The organism is Myroides sp. TSA_177.3 (genome assembly GCF_052691955.1).
Genome location: NZ_JBQZGD010000005.1, coordinates 39609 through 51855, shown reverse-complemented (window position 1 = coordinate 51855; position 12247 = coordinate 39609). Strand labels below are relative to the sequence as shown.

Here is a 12247-nt window from a genome sequence, read left to right as displayed (position 1 = left end):
TAGTCTTGTGATCTAATACTATAATGAAGTACGCCAAAAGAGTGCATTCCCCTATGCTAAAATTCAGGCTTAATCATTCCTTAAAATGGAAAACATTTAGGTAACACTAAACCATAGTAACAGCAAAAGAGCTCCTGCTCCATCAGCCACATAAGGTGTAGATTCTTTTAGAAGTCGCAACGCTTTATTGATTTGATTTTCAACCGTACTTTCTGTAATTCCCAAACATTGGGCAATATCTTTATAGGTGCGTTGTTCATAGAAACGCATTTTAAAGATCAACAAGCATCGATCTGGCAGAATAGCCAAAGCAGTTTTTTCGATTTCATCTAAAAGCATAGCTTTGACCTCATCGTATTGCACCTCTTCTAAATCGGGAATCAGGGTAGCTAGTTTTTCTACCTGAACAGCATCAAAACGACGATTGCATAAAGCCTTTGCACATTGGTTTCTCGTTGCTTGAAACAAATACGCTCGTGGTAGTTCAACCACGACTTGTCTCTTCCAGAAGTCAATAAATACTTCTTGTACAATATCCTCTGCAACGGCTTTGTCCCGCATTACATTATAGGCAAAACTGTATAATTCAGCCCAGTGTTTTTGAAAGATCTGATCAAAATCATGGTTATGGCTTACCATTTGTGTTTGAATTAAAAGATTTATTCAAACAAATGTAGGTGTAATGCGTGCATTGAATTTTAATTCACTGTTAAGTTTTAGTCGTTTCTACTGACCATTTTACTCGTAGTAAACATAATCAAAAACGGTGGTACTATACCCTTGATTGTATTCATCATGCACCTCTTTTTCCAAAATATTCCCTTGAGAATCAAAGGTTTTATTTTTAAAGGTTAGTACCTGAGTATCTCCATAAGGCTGAAGGGTTTGTTGCTTAAATTGAATTTCATATCCTTTTGCATCATATTGATGGAAAGATTTTGTTTCAAATTCAATAGTCTCATCTTCTTTATTTTTGATGATAAGATGTATTTCTTTCACTTGCGCTTGGGGAGTAAACAACAATTGCATTGTTCCTTTATTCTTCGGTTTATTAAAATAAGTGTATGTAAATTCACAAGTCGTAGGCTTGGGCCATTGTTGCATAATTTCAGTTGCCTTTGTTCCATCCGCATTTAAACTTATGCTGTGGCGTTTGTTATTTTGATACTCAAAAAACTGAAGCTCTCCTATTTTGGTATACACCATAGGGGTCTCCTCATCTCCTTCTTGTACACCAACGTAAATCTCCTTCAAAGTAAAAAAACCTCGTTCATCGAAATGTACAATTTGTTTTTTTGCTTCTTTTCCTTCATTGGAATAGTCTATACTTATTAAGGTTTTTACTTTTCCTCTAAGGTTTTCTGTCTGCCAATCCGTCAAAACTTGTGCCTGACTTTGGTTATATCCCAACAATACAAAAAGGAGGAGTAGGTAGTATTTCATCATCGTTTATACGTATATCAAAACTCAAGTTAACCGTTGTTTTTTTTAGCTAACGCCGTAAAAATACGTTTTTTACTAAAAAAAGTAAACAGAAAAAAGAAGTCTTCTATTATCTGATTCGAACTTAATTGCAAAACAAATTAAAGAGTTGTTTTTTATTTGAAGGAATGACTATGGAGATTTTTAAGCAAAGGCATTTGAAATTACGATGTTGGCAATAGTGTCATACGGTTATCGCTCCCCAATCAGAAGCTGTATCTTTGCGCGGAATTTTTATAATTTTTATTTACAATGAAAAACCTGAAAGGAATTTTGTTCGCATTAATTTCCTCTGGTACATTTGGATTGGTTCCGTTGTTTTCGTTACCACTACTTGTACCGAGCTTGCGACCTGAAGGAGTGGCGGCTATCGGCATACCGACCATTCTATTTTATCGATTTTTGTTTTCATCGGCAACCATGGGAGCTGTTTGTATCTACAAGAAAACAAGTTTAAAAATTTCGATTCAGGATTTAGCAGTCGTCTTTTTCTTGGCTTTATTATATGCCGCTACCGCCAAGTTTCTAGTTGACTCTTACGAATATATTGCTAGTGGATTGGCAACAACCGTCCATTTTTTATATCCGCTTTTTGTCAGCATTGTGATGATTGCGTTCTTCAAAGAAAAAAAATCAATGGTATTGCTTATTGCTTCACTGCTTTCTCTTTTAGGAGTGGGGATGATGTGTTGGCATGGCGAAGCTTCTCCTGCATTATTCAGCGGATTGATTTTATCTGCGTTGACCATCTTTACCTATGGGCTTTATATCGTGGGATTAAACAAATCGAGAATTTCCAATATGAACTTTGATTCGTTGACTTTTTATGTTTTGCTCATGGGGTGTTTAATCTTTTTATTTTATGCCTTATTGACTACGGGTATTGATGCAATTACCTTAAAAGCCGATTGGATGAATTTAATTTTACTGGGGTTCTTCGCAACATTTATTTCTGATTTGTGTTTGGTACTTGCTGTGAAACACGCCGGATCGACGATTACGTCCATTTTAGGATCCATGGAACCTGTAGTAGCTGTATTAGTTGGAACTTTATTCTTTGGTGAATACTTTGATTGGATGTCTGCACTCGGCTTGTTCTTTGTGTTGCTCTCCGTCACCTTGGTGATTGCTTTTAGTAAACAAAATGCTACATAAAACAAAAAAGTCTTTGGTTATTGACCAAAGACTTTTTTTATTTCAACAAGAAAGGTATATTATTTTTTTACATCCACATTGTGTTGTCCGTGAGCTCCATGTCTGTGCTCCATCACTTGTAAATTCTCATCAATAAAGTAAGCACTTCCGAATCCATTCACATATGATCCTTTGATTGGTTTTAGGTTGAACATGATAAAGTCTTCTAAGTTTCCTAAAACTTCAATTACTTTTCCATGTCTCTCTCTTAAATCAACCATTGCTTGATCGTATAACGGATTTTCTTTTCCAACCAATTCAGCTTCTGTTTCGATTGTTAAACGGTGTCTTGCATATAATTGTTTTGATGTACTTTCATCTTCCACAAACATAAAAGATACTTTTTTACGATCTCTCAAGTTCTTTGTGTGTTTAGCCATAAACGAAACTAAGATTTGAAAATCATTTCCTACTCTTGAATAAGGCGCTGTACTTACCAAAGGTGAACCATCTTCATTTAACGACGCAATCATCACTGATTTACACTCGTTAATAAGCTCCTCTACTTTCGGTGCTTTTGGTTTTACTTTATGTTGGTCGAAGTTTGGATTGATTGTATCTGTACTCATTGTAATTGTATTTATATTGTTGCGCTAAGATACTAAATTATTTAAACTAAATAAAAATAATAACTCAATCTATTTCTTCTAATTCAAACAAATCTTCGACCCTTACTTTTAGTGTTCGTGCCAGCTTTAAAGCTAATATTGTAGACGGAACATACCGATTCGATTCAATCGAATGAATGGTCTGCCTTGAGACTTCAATAGCATCTGCTAATTCCTGTTGGGTCAGATAGCAACGTACACGTTCTTCCTTTACTTTATTCCGCATCGAAACTCTTTTTTATTTTTCTATATTCTACTTCGTACATCACGTTAACAAAAATCATAATCTTTAGCACAGTCCCCGCTATGTTTTCTTTGAATGCACCAGGTTCAATACAATTCCATATTGCTTCAATAAATATACTGACAATAAGAAGTAATACACCTCCTGCTAAAGTTTTTAGTCGCATTAAAGCGAGCATTTCATCATCTTCTTTTCGCCTAGAAAAGAAATACATGAGCAACCCTAAATTAATTATGTTAATTGAAATTGTACTTGCTTCAACTCGATAATCCCATAAATAGTCTTTCAAAGCAAAACTCAATATTATAGATAATACAATAAGGGCTAAAGCAATCCATTTAAATCGACTTGGTAATAAAGGAAATTGTTTCATGATTTTTAGTTTTTAGTTGACACAAATGTAAAGCACACTTTACAAATATGCAAAGTAAACTTTACATTTATATCTAAAAGCAAATTACCTCTTATCCCTAATCCGTACTTATGAAGACAGTACGGATGCTCAGTACTATGAAGTTCTCAACCATTTAAAATCTAATAACCTAAATAGAGTTCATGCGATAGAGATGACGAATGATTCTTTTCTATTACACTATCTTGCTAAGTTTTAAACAGAATAGATACAAAATCGAAGGTGTTCTTCCTTGTGCAACAATACGTTATCCATACGCTTGTTTCTTGTTTTTATAACGAATAATTGAATAGTGCAATACATCTCTTATATTGTAATCATTTATTATGTTTCTCTATTTATTATCGTTAATTTTGCAAAAATTTAAGCTAACAAAACATGAAAAAATACGCTTTTCTAACCCTTTTACTTTCTCTTGTCTTTTTATCATGTGATAAATCGGATGACAACAATACACCAACCTTCAACAATGATTTTGTAAAACAAATAATCATTAAGACTGAAGATTACCAAAAATTGCCAGAATTCGCTTTCTTTTATGATACCACTATTGACTTTGAATACAACAAGCAAAATAAACCAAGTATCATTCGTTCGGCTATTACTTTTAGAGACAATTGGACTGTAGAAAAGGATGGTATATTTCTAAACAAAATTATCAAAATTCAAGAGCAAAAGATGTTTACTTACGATAAGCAAACAAACTTACTACTAGAAGAAAAAACAACAAGTGAAAGAGGAACTCGTATTAAAACCTTTCAATATGATAATTTTCAAAGAATTAAATCAATAAAAGAAGACGATAAAGAATCTATTTTTACCTATAATCATGGTACTGGACAATTAGCTAGTATACAAACACAATATACAAACGCAGAGAGTCAACACCTGAACTCTATTCGATATTTTGATTTTAAAGCGAATCAAAATTTAAATACACTGTTATACGAGAATAGTAATAAAGAGCAAGAAACTTTCTATTTCACCTATACTAGTACCAAAAGTCTATATGAAAATAATACAATCAATTATACGTTAACTGATGGGCTTGATGGGAATATTTTAACTGGAACAAATGGACAAGTAATAAAAAACCGTTATCCTGATTTTATGTCTAATTTAGAATATAGCTACAAAGGAAATTTCTTGTTGGATAACATCAAAATCCAAGCAAATCTACATTCAGATTTCTTTATGACCCATACCGAAGAAAATTCTTCTAATTCCTATTCAAGAGCTATAAATGGTGAAATATTCACTTTTTCCTCTACTTTTTAAAATACAAAAAAGCCTCAACAGAAGATTGAGGCTTTTTTTATATCAATACCTGTGTGGCTTACTTTTTATCTGAGTTAAAATAATATGCATCAGCAAAGTTCTTGTTCTTCTGGATATAAGCAGTTCCTCCTTTTACATCAATAATCCAATTGAAACGATGAATGAAATCTGCTCCAACATAACTCGTTGTTTGATTCTTTATTTCACCACCAAAGAGATTAACGGGTACTTGCTCAAAGCGAAAGGAATCTACGGTAACAACAGGCATTTCAGCGACGAGATTCGTAAGCTTTTCTCCTGCTGAATTCATCAATGTTTTTTCATCTAACCGCGGTAATACTTCCGCCCATTGATTGTCATCTGCTACTTGATTGTTATATAACAACATCCCAGAGAACCCCGATTGCAAAAGAAACTTTGTTTTTATTTCCTTTTCGTTTACTATACTCGATACTTCAATAAATAATCGTCCTTGTTCATGGGTTAATGGCAAGGCAACAAATCCACGAGTATCAGGTAAATGAGTATAGGTTTCAAATTGTGATTGGTCGTAATTAATCGCAAAAATCTGTCCGTTAAACAACTGAGTTCCTATTTTACCTTCTGCTCCATTTCCGGTATATTCCTTATCCCAGATCCAAATCTTGTCTACAATTGTATTGCCAACCTGAATGCGATTGGACTTACTCAATCCTTCTGGAAAATCAGTTGTATCAAACACTACAGAGGCTACTTCATTTTTGCGATTGGGGGCTAAAGAAGCTTCCCTCATCGCTATTTGAAACATCAACACGACCGAATCTTGTTGGTTGATTAAACCATCAACCAAAATATTATAGTGTTCATTTAATCGAAACGGTATTGTTTCTTGGCTTTTCGCTGTTGAACAAACAAATAGAGAAACCAAAAACAAGATTAAAAACTTAGTTCGCATTACTTTTGTTGAATTAGAAGATACATCGTTTCTTTTTTGAATGAATCATAAAACTAGCGTTGGTACTCAACGGCTAGCACAACACATTACAAGGTAATTTGATAGATATAATCATCCATCACATAGCCGTTTCCAATATCGAACGTTTTAGACTCCATGCATTGAAATCCGTTGCGTTCATAAAACTCAATGGCTTTGGCGTTGTATTTATTCACCGTTAAATATACCGCATCTGCCTTACTTTCTTGCGCAAAGCTGACAACATGCTGTAGCATAATCTTGCCTAATCCTTTTTGTTGCTGATCGGTATCCAAATAAATCTTAGACAAAAACACGCGATTGTCTTCCTTCAATTTATAGTCTAGGTAGCCTAAAACCTGCCCTTCAACCACAAACAATTCCCAAATATATCCTTCCTTTATTTCATTGGTAATGCGTTCCTGACTGTACATCATCGGCAACATATATTCAATTTGTGCCGGATCTAATAATGGTCCGTATGTTTTCTGCCAAATTTTTTCAGCCAAAGGGCGAATGACATGCATATTTTCTATTGTAACTGCCTGATATTCTATTGAGATATTTTCCATGTGTCTTTTTAAATTAAATAATTGAACAACTGAAGACAAACAAAGGTACAGTATTTTTGTTTTTTTATATTGTTGCGCAGCGATGATCTCAAACAAAAAAAGCAGTAAATTTTCATTTACTGCTCTTCTATTTCTATCTCGTAAAGAACTATGCTTTGTAATTAGTTAAGAAATCAACCAATGTACGAATTCCTGTTCCTGTTCCTCCGTTTCCTTTGTAATCTCTTGGAGCATCCATCCATGCTGGACCAGCAATGTCAATATGAACATAAGGTGCTTTTGCAAAATGCTCTAGGAATTTCCCTGCTGTGATGGTTCCTGCGAAACGACCACCGATATTTTTCATATCTGCTACGCTTGATTTCAATAAATCTTTGTAGTCATCCCAGAATGGCAATTGAGCTAAACGTTCGTGTACATTGTATCCTGATGCTACAATCGCTTGAATTGTTTCTTCATCATTCCCCATAATACAAGAAGCGGTATCTCCTGCTACCACTAGAGCTGCTCCTGTTAAAGTAGCTGCATCAATAATAACGGCAGGATCATATTGTGTTGCATAAGCAATCGCATCACCTAAAATCATACGTCCTTCTGCATCGGTATTCAATACTTCAACAGTTGTACCATCATACATTGTAATCACATCCCCAGGTGCGTATGCATCTCCCCCAGGACGGTTATCTGTTGCTGGAATTAATCCAATTACGTGAACGTTCAATTGATTCAAAGCAGCAGCATAAATTGTTCCTGCCATACAAGCAGCTCCTCCCATATCACTCTTCATTGAGTCCATTGATCCAGCTGTTGGTTTTAAACTCAAACCACCGGTATCATAAACCACTCCTTTACCAACCAAAACGATTGGTTTCTTGTTGATTGGATTTGCAGGTTTGTATTCCATGATTGTAAAAGTCGGTTGCTCAATAGACCCTTTATTTACCGCTAATAAACCACCCATTCTCAACGCTTCAATCTCGTTTTTGCCCAATGCTTTTACAGCAAATTTCGCTTCGTTTCCTAAAAGTTCGATTTCTTTCGCTAATTGCGTAGCTGTTAAGAAGCTTACAGGTTCATTCACCATGGTACGCGCCCAATAAACTGCTTTGATTGTGTGATTTAAATCACTGATTTGTTTTGCTTCAAAATTTCCTTTTACAGCAAGGTTCTCTAAAGCGTATTTCATCGTTTCAGCTTCTTTGAAGTACTTCAAAAACTGGTAGTTTGAAAGTGCAATCCCTTCTACCAAAGCTAAAGTAGAATCTCCATTTCCTACAATGGTAAGGTTATCAGCTTTCTTATCTAATTGTTTGCGGACGTTGAATCCAGCCAAACGCATTTTCTCTAAATTCGTGTTCTCTTTTACAAAAAAGAAATATTGATTTCCAATTTTTGCAAAATCTTCTTCTTTTTCTCCTGTTTTAAAAGCTTGTACAAAATCATTTAAAAGAGCAGGAACTCCTACTGTATTATCATTTCCTAAAACGAAAACTATATTTCCGTTGGATTGAACCTCTTGTATAAGTTGTATCATTTCTGTTGTTTTTATACTTACAAATATACGGGTTTTTAGACACAGCTAAAAATTGACATCAAAAAGATTGCCGTATCCCCTGTTATTTTATTTCTTTTTATCCTTCAAGAAGCACTAAGATCCACCAGTAAATGGGGACGCTTTCCACCCAAAACAAACTAAAATACGAGCTGCGCTTCGGTGATGCCAATTGAATAAAAAGCAAAGTAATACTCACTATAATTACATTATTCCACGCTTGGATGGGTTGAAAACCCAATTTAAAAAACTCAATAACAAAAAAGGGAATTAATAAAAGGGCCAGTAAAATCTTTGTTCTACGGGTACCCAGTAATTGGGGAATTGTCTTTAAATATTTCTCATCATATTGTAAATCAACAATTTCAAATATTCCAATTAAAATCAGCACCAAAATAAATCGCTGTAAGAATTTAATCCAAATATCCAAGGACAGATCTATCCCTGCATTGAAAACAGGAATGATTAGTGTCACCGTAGCCCAACACAGACAGACAATGTACACTTTTAGCCCCGACCAATTGCGCAAATTGGGAATTCGCTTGGAAATAGGAACGGCATAGAGTACAGCTAGAACCAGTAAAGAGATAGTGACTAGTTGTGCGGCTGTGGTTAAAAAAAAGAAACTCACCATACCAACGACTAAAGCAATCGTGCTCAATAAGAGGATTGCCTTCATCTTTAGAGATAAGTTTTTGCGGTGGATTACCAAATAATCGGCATACTTAATGAAATTATAGGAAAACAACGTTCCTGAAAATGCTAAAAGGGAAACCGTCCAATCGAAGGGTAAATGACAGAAATAAAACGTCATTTGCACCAATGCAAAAACTGCGAAAGAAACGTGAATACTCGCTTTCAGATAAAAATCAAATACTTTACCTAGGACTTTTCTCATGCTAATTTTTTATACCTAAATCGGCTAGAAATTTACATTAACAAAATTACTAGGAATATACTTAATTTATCTCAGATTTATGGTTATTTTTGTATGCTTATACACAACTTATTATTTTGCCCAAATGAAAACAAATGCATTTGCTTTAAGACACATTGGCCCTCGTGCTGAGGACATGGCACAAATGTTTAAAACTGTGAAAGTTGATAACATTGAACAATTAATCGATGAGACTTTTCCAACTTCAATTCGCTTAAAACAAGATTTAGATCTTGCTCCTGCAATGACGGAATATGAGTATTTATCTTATATTCAGAACTTAGGCAACAAAAACAAAATTTTTCGTTCTTATATTGGATTAGGATACAACGAATCTGTTAGCCCTGCTCCTATTATTCGCAACGTATTTGAAAACGCTGGTTGGTACACAGCTTATACTCCGTACCAAGCTGAGATTGCACAAGGTCGTTTAGAAGCTTTATTAAATTTCCAAACTACAGTAATTGAATTAGCTGGAATGGAAATTGCCAATGCATCTTTATTAGATGAAGGTACTGCAGCAGCAGAAGCAATGATGTTATTATACGATGTTCGTACAAGAGATCAAAAGAAAAACAACGCATTAAAATTCTTCGTTTCTGAAGAAATTTTACCTCAAACACTTTCAGTTTTACAAACTCGTTCGGTTCCTTTCGAAATCGAATTAGTTGTAGGAGATCACCAAACGTTTGATTTCTCAGAAGATTTCTTTGGAGCAATCTTACAATACCCAGGTAAATACGGTCAAGTATATGATTATGCTGACTTCATCAATACAGCTAAGACAAAAGATATTAAAGTTGCCGTTGCAGCAGATATCTTATCCTTAGTAACATTAACTTCTCCAGGAGAAATGGGAGCTGACGTTGTAGTTGGAACAACACAACGTTTTGGTATTCCATTAGGATTTGGAGGACCTCACGCTGGTTTCTTCACGACAAAAGAAGAGTACAAACGCAGTATGCCAGGTCGTATCATTGGAGTTTCTAAAGATGCAGACGGGAACAGAGCGTTGCGTATGGCTTTACAAACACGTGAGCAACACATCAAACGCGAGAAAGCAACTTCAAATATCTGTACAGCTCAAGTATTATTGGCTGTTATGGCTAGTTTCTATGCTGTTTACCACGGACCAAATGGTCTTCGTTTTATTGCAAACCAAGTACATGCAAAAGCAAATACAGTAGCAGAAAATTTAGCTAAATTAGGTATCGAGCAAACAAATACAGCTTACTTTGACACAATCGTAGTAAAAGCTGATGCAGCTAAAGTGAAACCAATCGCTGAAGCAAATAAAGTAAACTTCTTCTATATTGATGCCAATACTATTTCAATCTCTTTAAACGAGACAGTAAATGTAAATGATATCAATACGATTATTGCTATTTTCGCTCAAGCAGTAGGAAAAGAAGCCTTTACCATTACTGCATTAAATGAAGAAGCAGTAAACTACCCAGCTAAATTAAAACGTACTTCTAAATTCTTAGAGCATGACGTGTTTAATAGCTACCACTCTGAAACAGAATTAATGCGTTACATCAAGCGTTTAGAGCGCAAAGATTTAGCGTTAAATCAATCGATGATTTCTTTAGGTTCTTGTACCATGAAGTTGAATGCGGCAGCAGAAATGCTTCCTTTAAGCAACGGTCAATGGAACAACATCCACCCTTTTGCTCCATTAGATCAAGCACAAGGTTATATTGAAATGTTGAAAGATTTAGAACATAAATTAAATGTTATTACTGGATTTGCTGGAACAACTTTACAGCCAAACTCTGGTGCTCAAGGAGAATATGCTGGATTAATGGCTATTCGTGCTTACCACCATTCAAGAGGGGACTTCCAAAGAACTATTGCATTAATCCCTGCTTCTGCTCACGGAACAAATCCTGCTTCTGCAGCAATGGCTGGAATGAAAGTGGTGGTTACAAAAACTACACCTGAAGGAAATATCGATGTGGCTGACTTGAAAGAAAAAGCAGAATTACACAAAGACAACCTTTCTTGTTTAATGGTTACTTATCCTTCTACTCACGGAGTATATGAATCAGCTATCATGGAAATTACACAAATTATCCACGATAACGGAGGACAAGTATATATGGACGGTGCAAATATGAATGCTCAAGTTGGTTTCACTAACCCTGCTTCTATTGGTGCTGACGTATGTCACTTAAACTTACATAAAACATTTGCTATTCCTCACGGTGGTGGTGGACCTGGAGTTGGGCCAATCTGTGTGGCTGAGCATTTAGTAGAGTTTTTACCTTCTAACCCATTGGTACAAGTAGGTGGTAAAAATGCAATTACTTCTATTTCATCTGCTCCTTATGGTTCAGCTTTAGTGTGTTTAATCTCTTATGGTTACATCTCTATGTTAGGAACGGAAGGATTGAAAAAAGTTACGCAAACAGCGATCCTGAACGCAAACTATATGAAAGCTAGATTAGAAGAACACTACGCTATTTTATATACAGGTGAAAAAGGACGTGCTGCACACGAAATGATTGTTGACGTTCGTGAATTCAAAGAAAAAGGAATTGAAGTAACAGATATCGCTAAACGTTTAATCGATTACGGTTTCCACGCACCTACAGTTTCTTTCCCTGTTGCAGGAACTTTAATGATTGAACCTACAGAAAGTGAAAGCTTATCAGAGATTGATCGTTTCTGTGATGCGATGATCGCGATTCGCCAAGAAATTGAAAACGCAACGATTGAGAACCCAGTAAACGAATTAAAGAATGCTCCGCATACTTTAGCTCTATTAACTGCGGATAATTGGGATTTACCTTACTCAAGACAAAAAGCAGCTTATCCGTTAGCATACGTAGCTGAGAATAAATTCTGGCCTACAGTACGTCGTATTGACGATGCTTATGGAGATAGAAACTTAGTTTGTTCTTGTGCTCCAATCGAAGCTTACCTTGAAAATTAATTCATTATAGATAGAATCAAAAACGCCATCGACTTCGATGGCGTTTTTTTTTTCACGTGATGCCGTGATGCAATACAA

Annotated in this window: 12 protein-coding genes; 3 read left to right on the top strand and 9 right to left on the bottom strand. The window is 35.2% G+C overall.

Going from position 1 to position 12247, the window contains the following annotated elements:
- Nucleotides 1–96 precede the first annotated feature (96 nt).
- Entirely contained in the window at nucleotides 97–639 is a 543-nt protein-coding gene (locus ACUTSE_RS06840; RefSeq protein ID WP_002986886.1) for a sigma-70 family RNA polymerase sigma factor, read from the bottom strand.
- A gap of 99 nt (nucleotides 640–738) precedes the next feature.
- Nucleotides 739–1446, bottom strand: a complete 708-nt coding sequence (locus ACUTSE_RS06835; protein ID WP_445639658.1) for a hypothetical protein — start codon at nucleotides 1444–1446, stop codon at nucleotides 739–741.
- Nucleotides 1447–1734: 288 nt separating this feature from the next.
- Between ACUTSE_RS06835 and ACUTSE_RS06830 the strand changes: the two genes are divergently transcribed.
- Nucleotides 1735–2637: a DMT family transporter gene (locus ACUTSE_RS06830; protein ID WP_445639657.1), complete on the top strand. Its 903-nt coding sequence runs from the start codon at nucleotides 1735–1737 to the stop codon at nucleotides 2635–2637.
- A 59-nt stretch (nucleotides 2638–2696) separates the two neighbouring features.
- Here ACUTSE_RS06830 and ACUTSE_RS06825 read toward each other — a convergent pair whose 3' ends face one another.
- From ACUTSE_RS06825 to ACUTSE_RS06815, 3 genes are all read right to left on the bottom strand, one after another.
- Nucleotides 2697–3245: a HugZ family pyridoxamine 5'-phosphate oxidase gene (locus tag ACUTSE_RS06825; RefSeq protein ID WP_002986901.1), complete on the bottom strand. Its 549-nt coding sequence runs from the start codon at nucleotides 3243–3245 to the stop codon at nucleotides 2697–2699.
- Nucleotides 3246–3309: 64 nt separating this feature from the next.
- The gene (locus ACUTSE_RS06820; protein WP_353100930.1) at nucleotides 3310–3510 is read right to left on the bottom strand and encodes a helix-turn-helix transcriptional regulator; all 201 of its coding nucleotides are present in this window, start codon (nucleotides 3508–3510) and stop codon (nucleotides 3310–3312) included.
- Nucleotides 3500–3901, bottom strand: a complete 402-nt coding sequence (locus tag ACUTSE_RS06815) for a hypothetical protein (RefSeq protein ID WP_445639656.1) — start codon at nucleotides 3899–3901, stop codon at nucleotides 3500–3502. Before ACUTSE_RS06815 ends, ACUTSE_RS06820 begins: the two co-directional genes overlap by 11 nt.
- A gap of 417 nt (nucleotides 3902–4318) precedes the next feature.
- On the opposite strand from ACUTSE_RS06815, the gene ACUTSE_RS06810 reads away from it, so the two are divergent.
- The gene (locus ACUTSE_RS06810) at nucleotides 4319–5218 is read left to right on the top strand and encodes a hypothetical protein (RefSeq protein WP_445639655.1); all 900 of its coding nucleotides are present in this window, start codon (nucleotides 4319–4321) and stop codon (nucleotides 5216–5218) included.
- 58 nt (nucleotides 5219–5276) lie between these two features.
- Here the strand turns inward: ACUTSE_RS06810 and ACUTSE_RS06805 are convergent, their stop codons facing one another.
- From ACUTSE_RS06805 to ACUTSE_RS06790, 4 genes are all read right to left on the bottom strand, one after another.
- The gene (locus ACUTSE_RS06805) at nucleotides 5277–6152 is read right to left on the bottom strand and encodes a hypothetical protein (RefSeq protein ID WP_445639654.1); all 876 of its coding nucleotides are present in this window, start codon (nucleotides 6150–6152) and stop codon (nucleotides 5277–5279) included.
- 86 nt (nucleotides 6153–6238) lie between these two features.
- Nucleotides 6239–6742 carry a GNAT family N-acetyltransferase gene (locus ACUTSE_RS06800; RefSeq protein ID WP_445639653.1) on the bottom strand — a complete coding sequence of 168 codons (504 nt, stop codon included), beginning with the start codon at nucleotides 6740–6742 and terminating at the stop codon, nucleotides 6239–6241.
- 148 nt (nucleotides 6743–6890) lie between these two features.
- Nucleotides 6891–8276, bottom strand: coding sequence for a leucyl aminopeptidase family protein (locus ACUTSE_RS06795; RefSeq protein WP_445639652.1), 1386 nt, complete (start codon nucleotides 8274–8276; stop codon nucleotides 6891–6893).
- A gap of 97 nt (nucleotides 8277–8373) precedes the next feature.
- On the bottom strand, nucleotides 8374–9192 hold the full coding sequence (locus tag ACUTSE_RS06790; protein WP_445639651.1) for a hypothetical protein: 819 nt from the start codon (nucleotides 9190–9192) through the stop codon (nucleotides 8374–8376).
- 124 nt (nucleotides 9193–9316) lie between these two features.
- Between ACUTSE_RS06790 and gcvP the strand changes: the two genes are divergently transcribed.
- Nucleotides 9317–12169 (top strand): aminomethyl-transferring glycine dehydrogenase, encoded by a 2853-nt coding sequence (gene gcvP, locus ACUTSE_RS06785; protein WP_036462573.1) that lies wholly within the window; start codon nucleotides 9317–9319, stop codon nucleotides 12167–12169.
- Nucleotides 12170–12247 lie beyond the last annotated feature (78 nt).